The 21,643-nt window shown below is 52.8% G+C and carries 15 protein-coding genes; 9 read left to right on the forward strand and 6 right to left on the reverse strand.

The annotated features are described in order from the left end of the window. Positions 1–399 precede the first annotated feature (399 nt). The 5 genes from AB1724_16665 (at position 400) to AB1724_16685 (ending at position 5,958) form a co-directional block, all read left to right on the forward strand. Complete coding sequence (locus AB1724_16665; protein ID MEW6079441.1) at positions 400–2,307, forward strand: cohesin domain-containing protein; 1,908 nt, start codon at positions 400–402, stop codon at positions 2,305–2,307. 55 nt (positions 2,308–2,362) lie between these two features. Next, positions 2,363–3,391, forward strand: coding sequence for a cohesin domain-containing protein (locus AB1724_16670; protein MEW6079442.1), 1,029 nt, complete (start codon positions 2,363–2,365; stop codon positions 3,389–3,391). 42 nt (positions 3,392–3,433) lie between these two features. Continuing rightward, entirely contained in the window at positions 3,434–3,898 is a 465-nt protein-coding gene (locus tag AB1724_16675; GenBank protein MEW6079443.1) for a cohesin domain-containing protein, read from the forward strand. A gap of 134 nt (positions 3,899–4,032) precedes the next feature. Next, a complete protein-coding gene (locus tag AB1724_16680) occupies positions 4,033–4,200 on the forward strand; it encodes a hypothetical protein (protein MEW6079444.1) in 168 nt (55 codons plus the stop codon). Between the two features lie 153 nt (positions 4,201–4,353). Next, complete coding sequence (locus AB1724_16685; protein ID MEW6079445.1) at positions 4,354–5,958, forward strand: hypothetical protein; 1,605 nt, start codon at positions 4,354–4,356, stop codon at positions 5,956–5,958. Here the strand turns inward: AB1724_16685 and AB1724_16690 are convergent. From AB1724_16690 to AB1724_16705, 4 genes are all read right to left on the reverse strand, one after another. After that, positions 5,935–6,993, reverse strand: coding sequence for a hypothetical protein (locus AB1724_16690; protein ID MEW6079446.1), 1,059 nt, complete (start codon positions 6,991–6,993; stop codon positions 5,935–5,937). The two genes, AB1724_16685 and AB1724_16690, sit on opposite strands and share 24 nt — an antisense overlap. Before the next feature lie 35 nt (positions 6,994–7,028). Continuing rightward, complete coding sequence (locus AB1724_16695) at positions 7,029–9,281, reverse strand: amino acid permease (protein ID MEW6079447.1); 2,253 nt, start codon at positions 9,279–9,281, stop codon at positions 7,029–7,031. Continuing rightward, a complete protein-coding gene (locus tag AB1724_16700; protein ID MEW6079448.1) occupies positions 9,278–10,696 on the reverse strand; it encodes a citrate/2-methylcitrate synthase in 1,419 nt (472 codons plus the stop codon). Before AB1724_16700 ends, AB1724_16695 begins: the two co-directional genes overlap by 4 nt. Before the next feature lie 366 nt (positions 10,697–11,062). After that, positions 11,063–14,776, reverse strand: coding sequence for a right-handed parallel beta-helix repeat-containing protein (locus AB1724_16705; protein ID MEW6079449.1), 3,714 nt, complete (start codon positions 14,774–14,776; stop codon positions 11,063–11,065). A gap of 442 nt (positions 14,777–15,218) precedes the next feature. On the opposite strand from AB1724_16705, the gene AB1724_16710 reads away from it, so the two are divergent. Continuing rightward, a complete protein-coding gene (locus AB1724_16710; GenBank protein MEW6079450.1) occupies positions 15,219–15,998 on the forward strand; it encodes a TIGR04219 family outer membrane beta-barrel protein in 780 nt (259 codons plus the stop codon). Positions 15,999–16,040: 42 nt separating this feature from the next. Here the strand turns inward: AB1724_16710 and AB1724_16715 are convergent, their stop codons facing one another. Then, complete coding sequence (locus AB1724_16715; protein MEW6079451.1) at positions 16,041–16,808, reverse strand: RNA 2'-phosphotransferase; 768 nt, start codon at positions 16,806–16,808, stop codon at positions 16,041–16,043. Between the two features lie 113 nt (positions 16,809–16,921). Between AB1724_16715 and hemL the strand changes: the two genes are divergently transcribed. Genes hemL through AB1724_16730 form a run of 3 tightly spaced genes read left to right on the forward strand, consistent with a single transcriptional unit; the run spans position 16,922 to position 20,621 of the window. Next, positions 16,922–18,214: a glutamate-1-semialdehyde 2,1-aminomutase gene (gene hemL / locus AB1724_16720; protein ID MEW6079452.1), complete on the forward strand. Its 1,293-nt coding sequence runs from the start codon at positions 16,922–16,924 to the stop codon at positions 18,212–18,214. Between the two features lie 45 nt (positions 18,215–18,259). Continuing rightward, a complete protein-coding gene (locus tag AB1724_16725) occupies positions 18,260–18,739 on the forward strand; it encodes a redoxin domain-containing protein (GenBank protein MEW6079453.1) in 480 nt (159 codons plus the stop codon). Between the two features lie 49 nt (positions 18,740–18,788). Next, entirely contained in the window at positions 18,789–20,621 is a 1,833-nt protein-coding gene (locus AB1724_16730; protein MEW6079454.1) for a hypothetical protein, read from the forward strand. A gap of 43 nt (positions 20,622–20,664) precedes the next feature. Here AB1724_16730 and AB1724_16735 read toward each other — a convergent pair whose 3' ends face one another. After that, the gene (locus AB1724_16735) at positions 20,665–21,630 is read right to left on the reverse strand and encodes a hypothetical protein (protein ID MEW6079455.1); all 966 of its coding nucleotides are present in this window, start codon (positions 21,628–21,630) and stop codon (positions 20,665–20,667) included. Positions 21,631–21,643 lie beyond the last annotated feature (13 nt).

Consider the following 21,643-nt stretch of genomic DNA (forward strand, 5'->3'; position numbering starts at 1 on the left):
GCGGTTTCCTCTCCCCAGCCCATCAGGATGGTATTGGGAATAAGACCCGAGAACCCGTAGGTCTGGGCCGCTCCCAGAATGCCGTCGTAAATATCCGGCGTAACCAGTACGCGCGCCATCACATCGGAAGACAGCTGCCGCACGGCTTCTTTTACCTGTTGTTCGATAAAACGCGCCCGGGCCGATTCAGCGACGATCTCGCCCGACCCCAGTTCTGCCGAATCCCGTCTTTAAAGACCCATCAACAGGTTTCTTCAACCAATATTGACACATAAGCCTGACCTTGCTATAGGTAAATGGCCAAAAAAGCAGTTCCTTTTATTTAACAACAAAACAAGGAGGGGGACGATGAGGAGATCATTCAGGTTGTTGCGGTATTTGTTCATTATGGTTTGCTGTATGGCTGTAGTAGTGCCAGTCGCTTTTGGTGCTTACAAAGACATCCTTTATCCAGGAGCCGAGAATACTTTTGTGATGGGGATTTCACCGAACGATGAATATGTCGTCGGAACCACTGATACTGACATGTATGCGACCGATGCCAAACATTTTTTATATGATAACAAAAGCGATTCCTTTACCCTTTTAGAGCACAGCAGTGGCAATACGGTTCCATATGACATCAATAATTCCGGTGTCATTGTCGGAAGTGTCAATGACCTCGGTTGTTTCAGGTTTGATGGCACGAACTGGACCTTTTTTAGACAGGATATTGTCGCTGGAGGTGTGGAATGGGCCTATGGCATTAATGATGCAGGGATTATTGTTGGCACTAACCGTTCTAATCATCTCAGTCCTGAAACCGCACGCGGTTTTGTGTATGATGGCTCAACCTTTAATCAAATAATTTACGAGAAGAGTGGGGCCTCCGCGGATGTAACATATGCTTATGGTATTGATAATAGAGGAAGAATATGTGGGGCTCACTTCTCTTATTCTGATCCTATTTTTCACGGCTATATCTATTATCCTGATACCCAACAATTTGAAAGTATTGATTACCCCGGTGAAAACATAACGGCAACAATTCTGAGGGGGATCAATAATGAAGGGCAGATTGCGGGGTGGTATTCCAAGAAACCTCATTCAGGCGGTAATAGCATAGGGTTATTTTGGCTGTATGCTGAGGGTGGTTTTACTTATGACATTGAAACCGGTGTCTTTAAGGATGTTCCAATTACGGACCCGACTGTTAATTATCTGATGGCTACTGACATCGATGACCACGGGAAAGTGGTAGGTAATTATGGTTATGCAGACCCTGCAACGGGCACCATTAATACGGTAATCGGGTTTATTACTGATGAGGATGAAACTGATTGCGAAGAGGAGGATAACGGAGCGCTTGACGTGGTGGGTCAGTCGCTCTGTACTGCAGGTGTAACCATAGATGTTCCGATTCGTATTCAAAACGAATACAAACCGACTTCACCACCACCGCCGGCTGAAATCCTCGACAACAGCGTTTCAAATTTTCTTTTTACAATAACCTATGATCCCTCAGTGCTTGAATTTATAGCAGTCGTTCCCAACGCGGAACTGCTTCAGGGTTTTGAGGGTGATTTCAATGAGTACGAACCTGGTAAAATAATTGTCGGGGGATATTCGATAACCAACAAGATTGCGGCGGACGTTTCGGACGTATTATGCCATGTCAGGTTTACTGTCCTGACAGCACTTGAAACAAGAATAGACCTTATAGATCTAGATGATGATTTTCGTGGCTGGTCAACCTCACATGCCTGCCTGAGTGCGCCGGTATTACCTGAGTGGGAGTTGCCCGGGGACTTGGATTTTAGTGGAAAAGTATCACCCCTTGACGCCGGTTGCGCGGCAGAAGAAGGCACAGGTAACTGCCAGACCGTGGAGTGCGGGAGCTGCAATGATTTCGAGTGTGATGTGAACCTAGACTGTGACTGTTCAGCAAGTGATGCTTTGTGCATTTTAAACAGGTCTATTAAAAAACCGTCCTGCATAGACATTGAAATTGCTGGCACCTGGTCAGGAACACTTCCCCCCGACAATAGTGTCGTGTTGAATATAAATACGGATGGTTTTGGTGTTTTTTCTGGGGGAGCACCGATGACCAAGGGGGATTTTGTCAATTACAGCAATCACTATGATCATGCTATTGTACGAATCACCCATGATCCTGATCCAGCCAACATTGGTCTATATCTAAAACTTGAATGGGTGCTGTCTGGCGGATCCCTGACATTAGTCCCTTATGAAACTAACAGCACGGTGAAGGGCGCGATCGAAGAGCAGGCAGCGGGTACTCCCTTTATTTTAACTGCAACGCCATAAGATTATTTAATTCTTCCTTACCTTAACTCTCCCGGATGCTCCGGGAGAGTTAAGGATGGAAAAATATATGTTGCGATTCGTTCTTATTAGAGCCCTTGTTGTTTTCTTTTTGATATGCGCTTATGCTAATGCTGCCGGCCTTTCAATAAGCGATAAAAAAGGTGCCATTGGCGAACTGGTCACATTTAACGTATCGGCAAATGACGCCCCCACACCTGTTAAAGCGTTCACTTTTTTTCTTGCCTATGATCCCAACGTATTAAGATATCAAGGTTATCAACAAAATGAATTGACAGATAATTGTGATATTTTCTTGGTCAATGACAATTCATCTGGGGTGGTAAAAGTGCTGGGTGTTGCCTCGGAGGGTATGATCAAGGAGGGCGATTCCGGTGGGATGCTTCAACTTGATTTTCAGGTGGTAGGTAGCGGAGATATTGAAATCGGGTTTACAGCCGTTAAAGACGATATGAAAACATGGGATACGAAAAACGGCAGGTTCATCGGTGAAGCAGGGCAGGTGCAAGATGGCGAAAACAATGAAAATGACAGTGAGGATCATAGTATAAATGAGAATGTTAATGCTGAAGAGGCAACAAACGTAGAAGCTGAGATTGAAAACATACAAGATGAGTCTGAAGAAGAATTGAATCAAGACCTTTTGGAAGATTCTTATTCTTCATCTACTGAAACATTGTCGAACTCTGTAACAACTTCTGCAGAGACGATTGAAGAAAAAGAAAAAATATTAAAACGGACACAATCGGATTCAAACACATCAAGCTCAACGCTTGGGCGAATAAAAAAAAAGGGGGCTTTTAGCTTACCCAATAAAAAAGATTGTTTGACGATCACCGATAAACCAATAACGGCAAATCAGAAGAAAAATACCATTAAAACAGATGTTCAAGCAGTACAGGCACCGCAAAAGAAAAGATCAGAAAAAAGTGTTAAAGAATTATGTTGCCCCGACAAAACAACTGAAACAATTTACCCCATTCTTCTGGTATTGCTTTTTTGTGTTTTAGGCTTACAAATTATTGTATTGATTAAGCTGAGCGTTTTGGGGAAAAAGCTAAAATAATTATATTGGAAATATTCTCATTCGATTTTGGAGGGCGAGCCTTTGAGAAAAAGAACGGTAATTATCGGCCTGTTTCAGCTAGTTTTATGCCTACCTTTTATTTTAAGTTGCCAGAACGTAGCCAATAAATCAAAAAAAGATAAGGTTTTAAAACCGGAAATAAAAGAATATACGATATCGATTAACTCGGCACCGAATCCTGTCCGGGCTTTCCTTTTTGACGTATTGTTTGATCACAGGGTGTATAAATTCAATAAATTTGTTCGCACAGGGTTTACTGTGGATGGTTTCAAACTTTTTGATATGAATGAATTCGAACCCGGGAGACTGCGAATAGGAGGAGTCTCGACAGGCCCCCCCCCGATTGGGAAGGGCGCCTCCGGAGACATTGTCGTTCTCTACTTTGAAGTTACTGCAAAGGGGCCACCGAAATTCGAGATTACGGAACTGGAAGATCATTTTAAGGGATGGGGAGCGAAGCATTTAACCATCAAAATTAAAAATTGACCCAATTACTTTTAAGCCTCCCAACCGGGCCGTGCCCGGAACCAAACCGATAACTAACAATGACTTACGGTCTTGTCAGTTAGAAGTGCTGAATAAACGTTACAAGGCGCTTGGTGCTGAAGGGAAAAGAACTGTTGGTGGCGCTGATCTCGCAGGCAGTTCATGGATTGGGAGGCTTATTTGACCGGCTTACCGCTGACTTTGACTGGGGTGGCAAATTCCGGATAGGCGTCGCCGCCATGTTTCTTGATATTATGGCCTTTATTTTTTTCTTTTCACTTCTGTTCTGTTTACTTCCGTAATCCCGGTTGGTATTGCCGGATGAAGCCATGTATGCGACAACAGCCTCATCTATCAGCTCTGATCGGGGACTGTCCTCCGGAGGAGTATATATGCCAAGAAAACCGACGGCCAGGCATTATCAAAATCGTCTGAGAGACCCTTAACTTTTATAAATGAAAACTAAAATTTCGATAGCAGGTATTGTTATAGTCATTTGTATAGCAACAATACTGACATATATTGCTACAAGAAATGGTCTTTGCCTTGCAATAGATGGTTATTGGTATTTATATATGGCTCGTTTTATAAAGCGTTTTTGGAGGATTAGCTCTTTAAGTACGTTTGATAAAACGCTATTCAATAATCTGCTCCTGTTTTATGGCGACGCGATAAAAAGCTGGCCACCTTTTTATTCAATATTACTCGCGATTACGGGCTGGACTTCAGATCCCTATAAAGCTGGTCGTTTACTGCACCTCATTTTTCCGGGGAGTATAGGCTTTATGATCTGCCTCCTTTTTCGGCAACATCAAAAATCTTATGCCCGTTCTTTTTTTGCGATATCTTTAATTTTAGTTTCTCCGCCCATAGTTTACTTCAACTGCTTTGTACTTTCCGAGTCCCTTTTCATTTTCTTGCAATTATTGATCATGATAACGATATCTCATTACTTAAATTCTCAGAACAATTTATTTCTTTTTCTGTCTGCTTTTTTTGTTTGCATAGCCTGCATGACTAAATATTTTGGAATAGCTGTTGTTCCGGCATTGGCTATTATGACATGGTATGCTAATCGCAAAAGTTCATTTTTCAGATGTTTTTCCCTATGCATTTTATGCGTACTGGTTAGTGCCCTGCCAGTAATCGTTTTTATGGTTCTCCCTATTGGTGATAATACTTTTGAATTGGTTGGTGGAAGGCCTCTTTTTTTAAAAACTCCAAATTTGCTTCTATTTACTGGGGTTACCCTTCAATCGATTATACAATACCTCTCACCGTTGAAGGGCCCTTTTCTCCTAAAGATTATATTCGCTTCCGGTGTGGCTTCTCTGTCTATTATGTTGGTCATATGGGAATTACGCCACCAGTTACGATATCCACCATCCCAGGGAATTATTCAACTCCAACTTTTTATTGGGTTATGTATTATTGGGTATTTTTTTATGGTTTTATTGCTTTCCTTTCTATACCACGACAACGTTTTTAATGGCCTGAATACTAGATATCTTGCCCCACTGTTTATGTGGGCTGTCATATTGATAGGGGTTATGGGAGCAGATGAAAGTTGTCTAACGCTCAACCGTTCGTTCAAAAGATTCTTCTTCAGTTTTATTTTTTTTATATTAATTGCAGTTTATCTTTATGATGCTAGTTGGATGGCTTGTAAAATTAATAAACAAAACGAATACTCAACAAAATTATGGAAGGGAGACACCGTTTGGCATTATATCCATAATACTTCTAATACAAGCTACATTCTTTCGAATGAACCCAGCAAAGTATCCCATTATGCTGGGATACCTGCTTTTTTAATTCCAAATCGCTATTTTCTTTCAATAAGCCGTTCTTTTAATACTTACGAAGAACACATGTATCATTTAAAACAAATGTTAAAACAAAATAGTGGTGTTGTCCTCTATTTCAATCCATACTTGAATGAACAGCCAGAAATATCCATAATACTGGGTTCTCCTTCTGTTGAAGAATGTATCCAATTGCTTGATCTTGAGATTGTGGCGAGGACAGAGAATTGTTTAATCCTTCGCCCCAAATCGTAATAGTTCGGGGCAGCTGCCGCCTGAAGCAATCTTACCATTAGCCCCGCAGAAAATATGACTGTTGATAATTTCTGCCCAAGCCTGATTGGCTTTTTGATTCGGGTGGGAGTAAGGATCTCCTTCCAACAACAAATCCTGTCTTAATCCGATGTCAGCATCGATGTATTCAATTCTATTAAGCTCTAAAAAATTTTTATAAAAATTTTTTTCGCTGCTATGATCTATGTTTAGAATTATCACCACCAGCCGGCAACCGTGATTGGCGCAGAGGTCTCTCATATCGGTCATCAAAAATTGCCAGGCCGGATCCATTTTTATAAAATATTGAGGGTCCTGAAAGGTTTGTAAATATAGAATTTCAGCCGTCTTAACAATTGCCAAAGATTGACTTAAAGGCCAATGTTTGACTGGAACGGGTGGATAACGGATCAATTTGTTGTTTTCAATATCAACATATGGCAAAATAATTTTTTTCTGGCGAGTCGGGTTCTGCAACGCCCACCAAAGTGGCGTCGCCACGTTTCGGATCAGGTGATGCTCTATAAACCCGTATAGGACAATTTTTGGCGAAGACAACGTCGACAAGACCTGCTCCAACATCAACAAACAATGGTATGTCCCATACCCGGGAGTACCATAATTTAAGACCTTAAGACACGGCAACTTTTGTTGGAGAAGCCAAGGCCAGGTCTCTTCATCCGATAAACCATAGCCATAGGTCATAGAGCAACCTACTACTACCAGTTGATCGCGATGATCCGACTTTGCTAATTTCTCAGCAGATGAAATCCTTCTTCCGTCTGCAGTATGTGTAACAGTGATCGTTTTCCCGTTGGGAGATAGACAGAGGAGTTTATCAGTGTTTTTATTGTTGGTCCAACCTATTACGGGATCCTCTTGGCAGGGTGGATGCACCTTTTGGTTGGCATAATCATAATATGGCAGTTTATAACGGAGATAAAACTCTCCACCTGCTATCATTATGATAAACGTCAGAAGGAAAACAGTGATCAGTAGAGTGGCCTGTTTCATCATATGTTTCTCTATTATACTGACATCCCTATGCTTTTTTATGTTTCGTCGGGAAACAGCGTCGAGGAGTCAAAACGGCTGGAAGCCCTAACCAGCAGTACCGAACCCAGACCGGTCATGAATGAGCCGACGCGGGTAATGTAATCAGCGGAGCCGTCGGGCGGGGGCTGCTGAAGACCCAGAAAAACGATGTCGGTCTGGCCCGAATTTTCGCGGATGACCTCCGCCGTGCTTTTACCGCCGCGTAAAATGATATTCGGGGCCGCGTTCAGACGGGCCGCGGCGATGACTTCTTTCAGACGGGCTGCCACCTTCTCCGCCGTGATATGGTGATCCACGACCACGTTAACTCTTACCCGTGCTCCCTTCCATGCTTCGGAAGCCTGGAGGAGGTGCGCCATCAGCAGCATCAGTTCGGCGTTCCGGTCCCGGCCCCGCCACCAGATGTCTATGGTCCGGCGGGGTCCGAATGACCGGTCATCATCATGCCGCAGCAGCATCAGGTTGCGGTCCAGCGCCAGCAGGCCCCGGATCATGGCGGTGAACCGATCCGGTTGAGCGGTTTCCTCTCCCCAGCCCATCAGGATGGTATTGGGAATAAGACCCGAGAACCCGTAGGTCTGGGCCGCTCCCAGAATGCCGTCGTAAATATCCGGCGTAACCAGTACGCGCGCCATCACATCGGGAGATAGGCGCCGGACCGTGTCCTTGACGTTGCTTTCCAGAAGACGCGCCCGTATGGATTCGTTGACGATATCGCCCGGCAGCAGGCTGAAATAAGTGATCAGTCCCCGGTTGTGGAACATCCAGCCGGCCATATCCAGGAGATGCCGCCGCTCTATCGGGTCGCCGCCGAAAACGATGACGTTGGGGCGCCAGTTCTGCCCGTCAGAGACTTTCCGGTTTAGGTAGAGAAGCCCTCGGTGCACCACGGCCGTCCAGAAGCCCCGCCAGTTGTCGATGGATTTGGTTCTGGAGGCTCGTTTCTGCAGGAAAAGAAAAATGGCGATCATGGCGGCAGTGGCCCCGGCCATGGCCGGGGCATCGAGTTTGAACATGATCCCGAAGCAGATCGCGGCTCCGAAAAAGCTGACCCAGGCGGGGGTGCGGAAGGTGGGGCGAAAGGAAGTAATTCCGGACCAGGACTGGATGCCGCAGGCCAGGCAGGCAAACCCGTAGCTGGTCAGGAAAAACATGGTAATGATGCGGGCGATCAGGTTGAGTTCGCCCAGGAGGATGCCCGCTTCGGCGATCAGGAAGGTGATGACGGTCCCGAGACGGGGTTCGTTCAGGGGTCCCGAACCTCTACCCAGAAAACGGGGCACTACGCCGTCGCGGGCAAGGGCCTGGAGATATCTCGGCGCGCCCAGCACGCTGCCCAGCGCCGAAGAAAGCGTGGCGGCGAATACGCCGGCGATGATCAGCCAGGGTACCCGGGCGACCGTCAACCAGATCATGGGATCGTTGCGCAGGGTGTCCGTGCCGACCTTGAACCCCAGAAACAGGGGAATGGCAAGATAGATAATGAATCCGACCATGATCGCGGACATGGTCCCCAGCGGGATGGCGCGGGCGGGATTTTTCAGGTCTCCGGACATGGCCACTCCGGCGGTGAATCCCGTGACCGCCGGGAAGAACACGGCAAACACGACTTCAAAGGTTTCCGAGCCTTCCGGAAACCACAGCGCCGGCTGCGCCAGGGTCGGGTGGAGGGGACTGCCCGCGAACAGCGATACCAGCGACAGTCCGATGGTCATCAGGACCAGATACTGGATCCGCAGGGCCAGGGAAGTGCTCAGAAAACTGATTCCGGTCAGGATAAAACAGGCCGCTGAACCGGTGACGCGATTGTCCAGCAGGCTGTCCGGCATGCCGCAGTAGTCGAGGACGGATTTGGTAAACCCGGTTTTCGTCAGCACGGTGTGGAGTGACTCGGTGAAGCCGATGACATAGAGGCTGGTGCTGAACGTCAGGGCGAAAAAAAGGGACAGACCGATGGCGCCTCCCATGGGCAGCCCCAGGCTACGGGAAATCATGTAATAGTCGCCCCCGGTCCGGACCTGGCGGTTGGTGGCAATGGAACTGATGCTCATGCCCGTTGTAACAGAAATGACATGGGCCAGCAGGACAATGACCACGGCGCCGGCGATGCCCGCGTTCCCGACCACCCACCCGAATCGCAGGTACATGATCACGCCGAGAATGGTGAGCAGGGAAGGGGTGAAAACGCCCTTGAAGGTTCCAAACTTTCGGGGATGAGCGGTCTTTTCGGTTTCCTCCGGATTGCTCATTTGTATATTTCCGTGGGATATTTCAGGTTGAATTCACCGGTGTAAATCGCCCGGGGCCTGAAGATCCGGTTGTTTTCAATATACTCGACCACCCGGGCGGTCCAGCCCGCCACCCGGCTGGCCGCGAAAAGCGGCGTGAACAGGGCAAAATCGATGCCCAGGCAGCTGTAAACGATGCCGGAATAGAAGTCGACGTTGGGGAAGATCTTCTTCTCCGCAGCCCATTTTGAAAGCAGGGTTTTTTCCAGAGCCGTTGCGGTTTGATACGTCTTTTCCATGCCTGGATTGCCTTTCACCAAAAATTCAGCCAGGGGCCCCAGTATTCTCGCCCGCGGGTCATAGGCTTTGTATACCCGGTGGCCGAAACCGGGTATTTTTTCCTTTTTCGTCAGCTTTTGATGGACCCAGGGCGCGACGTTTTCAACCTTGCCGATTTCGTGCAGCATCCGGATGGCCGCCTCGTTGGCGCCGCCATGGAGCGGCCCGCTTAAGGCGCTGATGCCGGCGCCTACTGAAAAATAGATATCCGAAAGTGTCGAGGCGACCACCATGGCGGCAAAGGTGCTGGCGTTCATGCCGTGATCAGCGTGAAGGATCAGGCAGATATCCATGATCCGTTCTTCGACCGGGGACGGTTTGCGGCCGGAGATCATATACAGCAGGTTGGCCGCGAAACTCAGCTCCGGGTCCGGCTGAAGGGGAAGCCGGCTGTTATGGATTCTGGCGATGGCGGCCGTGATGGTGGATACCCCGGCGATCAGGTGATAACACGCCTCAAGGCCGATGGCTTCGTTGCCGTAGCGGATGCCGTTGGCGTATTCCTTTGCGGATCCTTCCCGACAAGTGTTTTTGTTCATGGAAAATTCATAGGTGGCGCGGTCGGAACCGGATGCCGCCGTCTCCATGGCGATGGAGTCTTCATCGCAGGAAATGGCGTCGTCGATATCCGGCGCGGCTTCTTTTCTGTCAAGACTCGTAAACTCATGGCGCATCAGATTGGTCCCCAGTCGCAAGGCGCCCATGACATGCATTTCCTCGATCGGAAAACCCATGAGCAGCCGCAGGGTCTTGTTCAGATGGCCGTAGGCCAGCAGCTTTTTCCGGTAGAGGTCGCGTTCGTTCCGATCCGGCAGGCGGCCGTGCAGCAGCAGGTAGCTGACCTCTTCAAAGTTTGAAAAGGCGCACAAGTCAAAGATATCGTAACCTCTGTAGACCAGCCATCCCTTGCTGCCGTTTACGTACCCCACTTTGCTTTCGCAGGCGATGGCGCCTTCCAGACCGGGCCCGACCTTGCAGTCGACCGGCCAGGCGGGTGGACTGGTTAACTCCGGTTCCGGCTCGGCGCTGGTTTCTTCTCTGGCCTGCCGGGCCGACTGCATGATGATGTCCTGAATACGAGCAAGTTCCTTGTTCATTTCATACCCCCTTGTTTGCATGGATATTGTCCGCAGATGGTCTAAATGAAACCCGTATGCAAAAGAAGTTTCGCGGGGCTGACTTGTTTATCATGGGAACCGATTGATGTACGCAAAGCAAAAAGTCCCGCCAGGCACAGAAGGATGAGGCTTTATGCTCTTTTTGATTTGATTTTAGGCAGGGCCTGCTTTACATGTCAATCATTTAAATGAGGTATGATCGGTGCCGCGCACCTGCCGGTGAGGCCGTTCTCGCGGGTGTGGTGCCGCGGGTCGGGGAAAGAACGGGAGCAGAGTATAAAAAGGAGAAACAGGGCCTGGAGATTTTCTTCGGGCCCTGTTTCTCACGGGATTAACTCCGCCTGTTTAAAACAACACGGAAACAAAACAGGTATGGCTACCGCCATGGGAGCCGGATCCGGAGGCGGTCGATGAGCCCAATCCCGGCGCCGATCCTTTACCGACGCCGTCGCTGGTCTTGTATGAGAAGTTCATCCACACTTCTCCGGTCTGGAAACCTTCGGCATAAGTCCGGATAGGCATATAGACGGTCGATGTATTGCCGTCGGCCGGCTTGTGTCTCATGTTGAGGAGATACTGGGAGAGGTCCTGATGGAGCCGGGCGCCGGACAGCTCCAGGTCCATCTTTATCTGTTTCCGGTCGGGGGAAAACGCCATCCGGAGCGTGGACGGGTTGGCATTCATGGAGAAAAGAAGGGACTGCCCTTTTTTAACGGACGAATCGAACTGCTCGGAACTGATGATGTAATTTCCGAAGGATACAGCATAAAGCGCGTCCTCGGCCAGGGTGAAGTCCGACGGCGCCTCCAGATCGAGAACCAGCCGGACGGAGTCCGTGGCGGTCTCCGGGTCCGCATCCCTGGTCGTCAGTTCAAAATTCCGAATGGATGTTATCTCCATCAGGTCGGCGTGCTCCATGGAGCCGATATCCGGCTGCTCCTGGCGGAAAATTCCGGCCATATCAAAGGTTTCATTGGCCGCAATCGTTCCCGCGTTCACGCAGGGGCTGTCCGCCAGGATGCCGGTCAGTTCACCGTCTTCGATCACATACCCGGAACTCGTGTTCAGCAGGCAATCTCTCTGGTCGCCGATGACGACCGATTCCGGAAGCATCTCCACCAGGCAGTTCAGCAGCCGGGATATCCGGGAGTCCGGGGCGATGTAGCCGAAGACGATGTTGGTCGCCGCCGTCAGCGCCGTTGCACCGGAGGAGAAGTCGGCTTCACCGTTCTGCAGCAGGACGCAATGTTCAAGGATGAGCGTGCCGGCCTCGTTATGAAGGCCTCTTCCCCCATTACCCGTCAGGGCGCAGTTGACCAGAGTCGCCTGGCCCGCGTCAATCCTGAGTCCGTCGTCGCCGACGCCCGACAGGCGCGATTTTTCCATGGAAAGCGTTCCGTTGTTCTGCACAATTCCGTCCCCGCTTTCATCCCCCAGGATCCGGCAGTTTTTGATGGAAAGATCGCCGCTGCTGGTAATAACGGGGGCGATGCTCCCCGCCTGAACAATGAGGTTTTCAAGGTGAAGCGAGGCCCCTTCCTGGACGGTTATCCCCAGGCCGGTGACGGTGACGGTCGGGTTTCCTTTGCCGTCGAGCGTGCCGGGCGCGCCCTTGATCATAACCGACTTCCCCGCGCCCAGGACGATTCCTTCGGTTTCGGTGATGGAATTGTTGACCTGGATTTCCGTATTCATGCCCGGGGCGGCCTGAAGCGCCGCCGCCACCGTCTGGTGCGGCTGTGAATCACCGACCTCGACCGTGTACATGCCCATGTTCTTATAGGTCAGCACATCCCAGGTGAGACACCAGGGATAATGCTGGCGGGACTGGGTTTTGGCACCCTCCGGTATCCAGAAGGCGTTCTGGGTTTTGGCGTTGAGCAGGTACATGTTCATGTTCATGTATGTCAGATAACGGTCATAGTCGTCCGGAGGCGGTTCCTGCTCCTCGAAACCGGGCACACCGTAATGGACGGTGATGTTCTGGCCCAGGCTGGTCTTGTTCGATGAAGAGATGCTCAGCGACCCTTCCATTTCGGTTTCAAAGCCGAACATGCCGCCGCTGAAGCCGACTGTGTTGGTGTCCTTCTGTTCGTTCTCCACGCTCATGGTCTGGCTGAATTCAAAGTCCGAGGAACAGTTGTTGCAAAGGATCTGCTTGGACAGCAGGGTGGTGTAATCCGCGGTCCCGGTGCTGACGATGGCCGGGCCGTTGTCCTGCCATACCTCGTAATCCAGGCTGTTGGGCAGGACCGGGAACCCGTGGAAGAAGGGATCGTTGACGGGGTTGTCCGGGTTGGTCATGTCAAAGATCTGGGACACGATGGTGGAGTTGTCCCCGATGTAGGTATAGTAAAGGGTCAGGCCGAAATTGGTCGATCTGTCGGGGGCGTAAAGCTGATAACGGTCGCTGGTGATGTACGGGGCCAGGAAAATACCCCAGGCCTGGGCCCCTTTTTCTATTCCCGGCGTGATGAACGAGGGATCGAACTCCAGGGTCTGTTTGGCCGTGGTTGTCTTGGTATTGCTGGTGGTGTCCTCCACCGCGTAGGAATAGCTGAAGCCCATGGATGCTTTGCCCTTGAACAGTTCCTTTTCGTAACCCATGCTGACCGATTTCTCGCTGGTCACCGAGGTGCTGACCTCTACCTCGAATTCGTTCCCGTAGGACACCTTATAGTAATCGCCCAGCCACTCCTGTTCGATGGCGTTGGGGTAATAGGGCGGAAGACCCGTGAGGATCCCCAGCAGAACCCAGCCGTCGTTGACATAATTGACCTTGGGGTCCGGTCCTTCTCCCGTGGTCTGGTCCCCGTCGGGGCCGATATTCTTCATGTAGTCGGCCTTGTACTTGTAGGAATGGCCGTAAGCGTTGGCCGAGGACGTCCCCCCCCACCACCAGACCCAGTCGTAGGACTGAAGGGAGACCTGGCCGCCGTCGGCGACCTGCTCGGGGGCGCTGCACGCCGCGATGTAGCTTCGAAACTCGTTGTCCACATGATCGGAGCAGTCGTGGCCCGTATCCACATAGCCGCTGGCGTTGAACGATCCCGTTTTTCCGTCCGCGTTGAAAGTGAACTGCATGTGATAGAGATCGTCGTGGTCCCACCGGAACCCCCATATCTGGAGGGCGTGCAGGCTGTACGGGGTGCTGTTGTAAACGTTCCCCTGGACCACGGCCAGGTCTTTCCATTTGTCGGGAAAAGTCGCCACATAGGTGACGCTCCGGTCGGCCGGATCAAACACATACAGCTTGGCCACACCGGTGGCCTTGCTGCCTCCCAGGGCGTCGTCCTTGGTGACAAAGGCCATCATCGGCTGAAGGTCGGTGCCCCTCATGATCACGTCGCCGTTGAGGAGACAGTCGTTCCCGGTCAGGGTGGCGATCTTCTGGGGAGAGCTGAAATTGACGCCGTCGGAAGAGGTGATCAGGTATAAATCGTGGGTGTTTTTGGCCTGGATGAAAAGATACAGTACGTCGTTCATGACTTTGGCCACCAGCCCCTGGATGGTGATGGGATGGTCGTCATCATTGGGGCGGTTTTCCCACAGGTTTTTGCCGTCATCGGGCCAGACGGCCCCGTCACTGGAGAATTTTCCCCAGAGGATATAGCCGGTATTGCCGTCGTAGGTCTTGGCATAAAACAGATAAAGCCTGTCCTTGAAGACCGCAAACCGCACGGCCGAATGCCGTCTGTCCGTAGTGGCGTATGTCTGGGTGCCTTCCGGCACCGAGATGTGGTCCGGGCAGCCCTCGGCCTCGCTGGTGACCGGCCGGCGGTAGATCCTCAGGGCGATGGTCTGGTTGGGATCTTCATGGTTGTAGGGCTTGTAAAATACGTTGTAGATGTTTTCCCGAAAATAGATCGTCTCCAGGCCGCGCCAGGCGTCCTGGGGATTGCCGATGCTGAACCCCTTGCTGCAGTCGTTGTCGTCATCATAGGAAGCGGAGCTGACGCTGGTATCTCCGGCCAACAGGACCGAAGGCATGATAAATAGAAGCGCGAATAAAACGGCGCCCATTGCCACCGACTTTTTGGGAAGAAGCCTTGCTGACATGGTGTGTTTCCTTATTGATAAGAGTTAATGGAATCAGTTTTGTTCTGTATAGCAGGACTGTTTGAGTGTCAACGGTTATGTATAAAGGGGTCGGCGCATATGGCCCCCTTCTTTCCCGCCTGAAAGACCGGGGGCAAACCCCATCCTGGTCGCCGATTTTCCATGGTGTAAAAATTTTCAGCGCCGCTTCCGCCGATTCTTCGTGCCGCATCGTCTGGAAACTGGGTTCAAGAAAATTTTCGCTAAAATTATTAAATTAAAACAAATTGTTATAATCTTAAAACCGATTTATGCCCTGACGGCTGAAGTGGCATTATATTTGCACAATCAACGATATGATACCACGTGGGGCGGGGGAATTGTCCTGGTTTCAGTCACGTTAAATACTGTGTCCGTAAACGGTTTGTTGAAGGTCACGTCTTTTTAAAATAAGGAGGTCGTTATGAAAAGAACCGGTTTACTGATTCTGGCGGGTCTTTTGCTGGTATCGACACCGGCCCTGGCGACGATGCTGGAAGTAGGCGTCGGGGCCTGGGACCAGAATGTCAAGGGGGATCTTTACTACAATCTATATTCGAAGCCCGACCGGGCGGACATGGAGGATGATCTGGATCTTGAAGACGATACCCGTGGGATCGGTTACTTGAAATTAGATCTGCCGTTGTTGCCGAGCCTGTATCTGGGCATGACACCTATGGCGTTCGATGGCACCGGGATGATGGATGATCCTTATGTCTTTGGCGACAAGACCTTTCTGGCCGATCAACCCCTGTATACCGATATCGTTTTGAACCATTTTGATGTCGGCCTCTATTACAGTCTCACCATTCCGGACTTCGGCCTGATCAAGAAAGTCAAGATGGATCTGGGGGTGAATTTCCGGAATGCCGATCTTGACGTGAAGGTTGCCGGCACAATCGCCACCGACGAAGGGGAGGTGCGGGCAAGGGAGTCGGAAAACTACACCCTGGTGCTTCCCATGCTGTACGGCGCGATTCAGATCACGCCCGTGGAGAAAATTTCCCTGGAATTCGAGGCCCGGGGCGTTACGCTGTCGAGCGATTCTCTGGTCAGTCTGATGGGCAGGGCCAAATACCGCGTTCATGGACCGCTTTTTGTTACCGCCGGATACCGCTATGACTATATCCGGCTGGATGAAGACGACCTGAACGTGGACTGCACCGTCAGCGGTGTTTTCTGCGAAACCGGTGTGGAGTTTTAGGCCGGAAAAAGAGAAAAACAAGGCTTCCCGGATGATCGAGTTTCAGTCATCCGGCCAGTGTTGATGGCCGCCCCGGCTCCGTCTCTTGCGTTCCCGCTTCCAGTCCGTTTCCTTTCTTGCCTTTCCGCTGCGGATGTTTTCACGGCCGGTGTCGGCCGGGGGGCTGATCAGGAAAGTGCCGGCCCGGTTGCGGGTGCCTTCCGCCGGTTTGGCATCCGGTTCGGCCGGCCGGGGTTTAGCCGGTTTCTTTTCCTTTTCCCGAAGGACCGGGCCGCTGAAACATCCGGCCGGGATATAATCCGCCAGAACCATGCCTTCCCCGGAGGGGTGAAACACGACTCCCTGTTCTTCCGCCATTTCCGTGTGGACGGTCAGCGTGATTGGATCGGGCCCTTTCCGGCCGCCGATTCGTTCCGCCAGTTCCCGGTCACCGCACAATATCACCCGGTCATGGGCGGTCGGCGAAATCCCCTTCCTGATAACATGGGGATAGGCTCTTTCCCTGACGCAGGTATAAAGGCATCGCGGCAGTGGCGGGGATTCGGCGGCGGGTGCCGGCGCGTTCCTCTCCCGGGAACGGATGCGGTTGTCGTCCATTTCAAAGGCCACATCGGGCAGGGTCATGACCAGTTCTTTCAGGGTCGCCGGCCGGACATGTCCCCAGCCTTCTTCCTCGTGCAATGCCTTCAGCAGTTCCTTGATTTTTACATATCCTTCATTATCCGGCACCAGTCCGAACTCCTCCGGAGCGGTGCCGAGCATGTAGCCGATGACTTTTGAAAGTTTCCGGTTCTGTTTCTGATCCGTCATATCCGCCTGCCATGTAGAAATGATGCCTCATCGGGCTTGACCGTCAGCCCTTTTTTCTGCTATCTGTAAGGCTCATTCATCAATCATGTCAAGTCGTAAAAGGAAAAACAGTCATGAAATCAACGCAATCGGAATTACTTTTTGAAAAAGCGTTACAACGGATACCGGGCGGCGTGAACAGCCCCGTCCGTTCCTGCAAATCGGTCGGCGGACGGCCGTTGTTCATCGACCGGGCCAGGGGGGCCGAAATTATCGACGCCGACGGGAATGTCTACATCGATTATATCGGCTCCTGGGGTCCGATGATCGTCGGCCATAACCACCCGGAGGTGATCGCGGCGGTGGTCAAAACCCTGGAGCGGGGTATGAGCTTCGGCGCGCCCACCGATCTGGAGGTGGAACTGGCGCAAATGATCATCGACGCCGTTCCGTCCATCGAGATGGTGCGCATGGTCAACTCCGGCACCGAGGCGGCCATGAGCGCGGTCCGGCTGGCCCGGGCCGTGACCGGCCGCGACGTGATCGTCAAGTTCGACGGCTGCTATCACGGTCATGCCGATACCCTGCTGGTCAGCGCCGGATCCGGCGTGGCCACCCAGGGCATTCCGGGGAGCCCGGGGATCCCTCAGGATGTCACCCGCAACACGCTGTCGCTTCCCTACAACGATTCCGAAGCCGTGCGCCGGCTTTTTGCCGAACAAGGCCGCAGCATTGCCGCCGTGATCGTGGAGCCCGTGGCCGGCAATATGGGGCTGGTGCTGCCCGCCCCCGGTTTTCTGGAAACCCTGCGCCGGGAGACAACGGTCAGCGGCAGTTTATTGATTTTCGATGAAGTCATGTCCGGGTTCCGGGTGGCTCTGGGCGGGGCCCAGGAAAAATACGGGATCATGCCGGACATCACCTGCCTGGGCAAGATCATCGGCGGCGGCATGCCGGTGGGCGCCTACGGCGGGAGCCGGGAGATCATGCGCCACATCGCGCCGGAAGGAAACGTCTACCAGGCCGGAACCCTGTCGGGTAACCCCGTGGCCATGACGGCCGGAATCGCTACCCTGAACCTGCTGCGGCAAACCGGTGTGTATGAAGGGCTGGGGAAAACGGCGGCGGCCCTGGCCGAAGGTTTGAAAACAGTGGCCCGGGAGGCGGGTATTCCGGTCCAGGCCGATTACTGCGGCGCCATGCTGGGGCTGTTTTTTGCCGATCGGCCGGTGACGGATTTTGAAAGCGCTAAAAAAAGCGACCTGGACCGGTTCGCCGCATACTACCGGGGCATGCGGGATGGCGGGGTCTTCCTCGCGCCCTCCCAGTTCGAGGCATTCTTTATTTCCACGGCCCATACCGCGGCCCAGGTGGAGAAAACCCTCACGGCCGCCCGGCAGGTCATGACCGGGTTGCGGCTATCCTGATTCGAGGGATATCACTCGTAATAACCAAACAAAGGAGATGGGACAATGAATGAAAACACGTTGGAAGTCGGAGACCAGGCGCCGGACTTTACCCTGAAGAATCAGCGCGGGCAGGACGTCACCCTGTCGGCCCTCAAGGGCAAAAAGGTCCTGCTGTCGTTTCACCCCCTGGCCTGGACCCCGGTCTGTGAAATCCAGATGCGGAGCCTGGAGGCCAAGTTCAACGATTTTGCGAAACTCAATACCTTGGCCCTGGGCATCAGCGTGGACAGCGGTGCGTCAAAGAAGAAATGGGCCGAATCCCTCGGGATGGAGAAAACCGACATCCTGGCCGATTTCTGGCCCCACGGCGACATTGCCCGGAAGTACAAACTTTTCATCGGTAAGGCGGGCATCGCCGCCCGTGCCAATATCCTGGTCGATGAGGCGGGCAACATCGAATGGATGCGGATCTACGATATCCCCGAGATCCCGGACATCGAGGAGATCCTGCGGCTTCTCCGCAAACCCAAGCAGGGGAACTAAAAGGGTTTAAGGTTTAAGGGACATGGTCCAAGGGAGGGGGTGGGGATATTTGTCGTTGAGAAACCTCCTGTGGTTGATTCGGATACTGTTTGTTTATCTCCATGTGTTCGTGGCGGCCGGTTTTTGCGGGGATAAGCCGGACGTAAAACCGGGCGCCCTGGACTATCTTGCCGCTGTTCAGGATAAATACCACCGGTTTTTTTATGTCTATTCCGATGCCGAGGCGGCGGGCAATCATTTTACCATTCCCGGGCGAACCGGCAACGTAGTCAGCGGCGCGCCGTTTCCCTCCATGGAGACGGCTTGCCTTGAGCATCCCTTTTCCGGCGTCACTTGCATCAGGGCCGAATCCGGCCTCCGGGGGAGAGACTGGGGCGGCTGGTATTTTTTAAACGGCGTTCTGACCGGCGACGGGACCGGTCCAAAAGAGAACTGGGGGGATCATTCGAAAGCGGGCTTTGATCTGACGGGCGCCACGGCCCTGACCTTCCAGGCCAGGGGCGCCCGCGGCGGTGAACGGGTCGAGTTTTTCGCGTTCGGCGTCGGGCGCAATGACGGCAAGCCCTTTCCCGATTCGTCGCCAACGGTCTCCACCGGATTTATCCGTCTCACCAGCCAGTGGAAGCCATACCGCATCGATCTTGCCGGCAAACCGCTGAATTACGTTATCGGCGGTTTCGGCTGGATTACCAATGCCATTGAAAACCAGGACCGTTCCGTTGTTTTTTTCCTTGATGATATCCGCTACGACAAGTCCCGGAACGGCCAGCCGCGTTTTCTGGTGAGTTACGCGGCCTCGGCGGCCAATGATTCCGATGCAAGAAACCGCGACGTCGCCTTTGTCTATGACAACGCCCTTGCGGCCATCGCCTTTACGGCCGCCGGACAGAAAGACCGGGCCGGTCTGATCGTTGACGCCTTTCTTTACGCCCTGGAGAATGACCGTTATTACCGGGATGGAAGACTCCGGAATGCCTATCAGGGCGGCGACCTGGCTCCGCCGCCCGGATGGCGGCCCGCCGGAGAACCCGGCGCCGCGCGGATGCCGTACCGGCTCGATGAATCAGGCGCCTACCGGGAGGACGGCTACGAGGTCAGCACCCATACCGGCAACATGGCCTGGGCCGTTCTGGCGCTGGTCGCTTATTATGACGCCTTCGGCGGGACGCCATATCTGGCCGCCGCGGAACAGATGGGCCAATGGATCGAGGAAAACTGCCGGGATTCAATAAACGGGGGGTATGCCGGCGGTTTCGACGGATGGGAACCGTCACCGGTCCGGCTGACCTTCAAGTCCACCGAACATAACATCGATCTTGTCGCCGCCTTTGACCGTCTGCACCGGACCACCGGACGCCCGGAATGGCGCGAACGGGCCGAGCATGCGAGGCGGTTTATTCTGTCCATGTGGGACCCGGTCGAAGGCAAGTTCTGGACCGGCACGCGGAGTGACGGCCGGACCGTCAATACCGATGTGGTCCCGCTGGATGTCCAGACCTGGGCGGCGCTGGTTTTAAATGATCCCGATAAAACCGGCCGAGCCCTGCGTTATATGGAGACTCATCATAAAGTCGGAGACGGTTTTGATTACAACACCGATCTTGACGGCATCTGGTACGAGGGAACGGCCCAGGCGGCGGTGGCCTGCGCCGTCAGCGGCGATGCCCGACAGGCGGCCCGGGCTCTTGAAGCCGTTAAAGCGGGCCGGTTGCCGGACGGAGGCGTACCGGCCGCCAGCCGGGACGGTCTGACCACCGGATTTTACCTTTCCGACGGGAAGCCCTGCCTTTATGATCACCGGGCCCATGTCGGCGCCACGGCCTGGCTTTATTTTGCCGAAAACGGCATCAATCCATTTTCCTCTTCCCGCGGTGTGCGGTAGTTCCATCCATCAATGGTTTTTTCCCGCGACCTTGGTGTCAATTTCAATACCCGCCTTCGAGGCGCACGGAAAATTGCAGCCACTCAATAATCGGGCAACCGGTTTCTGTGCCGGGCCGGAGATTGAATTGTTCTATGGTTAACGTCCCCCGGCCGAAGAGTTCAATGCGTTGAACCTCTTCCGGCGTTACCCATCGGCCGGCGTCGGGGCCGTCGATTTGCCGGCCGACTTCCGGTGAATAGATGAATTGCCGGGGATTGGCCGGTCCGGCTTCGGCTTCATAGGGTCGGGAAGCGCAATCCGCGGGGCGGTCGGAAAGCTGCCAGCCTTCGATTTCTCTTGGATTGGCCGCCGCATGGAGCGGCGCGGTCAGGCGTGACAGGTTTTCCTCGCGGCCATATTCCCGGATAATGATTTCCCATCCCGCGGGCGCCGGTTCGAGGATAAACTCAAAACGCCCGCCAAAGGCGCGGCGCCATTGCTGGCCGGCCGTTATTTTTCCTGAAAATTGCTGGTCGAATTTCGGATACAGAAACCTGTCTTTAAATTCGTCCAGAGGTATCTGCTTGACCTGCTTTTCATCCCCGTCAATGCTGCCAATCACCTGGCCGCTTTCGACCCGCAGCCAGTATTCGCCGCAATGGGACAGCGCCCATCCATTGGCGGGCTTTGCGCCTGCGCCGTTTAAAGCCAGGATCCACTCGCTGCCCGGCGGAAATCCGTCCATTGAAGGCCGGCAGTGCATGCCGTCACCCATCTGGATCCTCATCCCCGAATCAAGCAGCCCGCCGGAAAGGGTTTCCAGCACATGAACATCCATGGCCGGCGCTGGTCCGGGATGATGGCGGATAATTGTGCCCCTGATGACCAACGGGGCTTGTCTGGCGACCTTCAGGAAAGGCCCCTGCCAGAAGCAGGAACAGGCGCCGGCCGCGGCCGGCATCAAAGCGGATATGATCCACGGTATCAGAAGCATCGGCAGAAAAGAGGATCGCAGAAATGTCATCATGACCAGTCGTTTC

Source organism: Thermodesulfobacteriota bacterium (assembly GCA_040753795.1).
GTDB lineage: Bacteria > Desulfobacterota > Desulfobacteria > Desulfobacterales > Desulfosudaceae > JBFMDX01.

Bases quoted from the DNA above. Each gene is read 5' to 3' on its own strand.
- AB1724_16665 (MEW6079441.1), top strand. From the start codon at position 400: ATGGCTGTAGTAGTGCCAGTCGCTTTTGGTGCTTACAAAGACATCCTT.
- AB1724_16670 (MEW6079442.1), top strand. From the start codon at position 2,363: ATGGAAAAATATATGTTGCGATTCGTTCTTATTAGAGCCCTTGTTGTT.
- AB1724_16685 (MEW6079445.1), top strand. From the start codon at position 4,354: ATGAAAACTAAAATTTCGATAGCAGGTATTGTTATAGTCATTTGTATA.
- AB1724_16690 (MEW6079446.1), bottom strand. From the start codon at position 6,993: ATGATGAAACAGGCCACTCTACTGATCACTGTTTTCCTTCTGACGTTT.
- AB1724_16695 (MEW6079447.1), bottom strand. From the start codon at position 9,281: ATGAGCAATCCGGAGGAAACCGAAAAGACCGCTCATCCCCGAAAGTTT.
- AB1724_16700 (MEW6079448.1), bottom strand. From the start codon at position 10,696: ATGAACAAGGAACTTGCTCGTATTCAGGACATCATCATGCAGTCGGCC.
- AB1724_16705 (MEW6079449.1), bottom strand. From the start codon at position 14,776: ATGTCAGCAAGGCTTCTTCCCAAAAAGTCGGTGGCAATGGGCGCCGTT.
- AB1724_16710 (MEW6079450.1), top strand. From the start codon at position 15,219: ATGAAAAGAACCGGTTTACTGATTCTGGCGGGTCTTTTGCTGGTATCG.
- AB1724_16715 (MEW6079451.1), bottom strand. From the start codon at position 16,808: ATGACGGATCAGAAACAGAACCGGAAACTTTCAAAAGTCATCGGCTAC.
- hemL (MEW6079452.1), top strand. From the start codon at position 16,922: ATGAAATCAACGCAATCGGAATTACTTTTTGAAAAAGCGTTACAACGG.
- AB1724_16725 (MEW6079453.1), top strand. From the start codon at position 18,260: ATGAATGAAAACACGTTGGAAGTCGGAGACCAGGCGCCGGACTTTACC.
- AB1724_16735 (MEW6079455.1), bottom strand. From the start codon at position 21,630: ATGATGACATTTCTGCGATCCTCTTTTCTGCCGATGCTTCTGATACCG.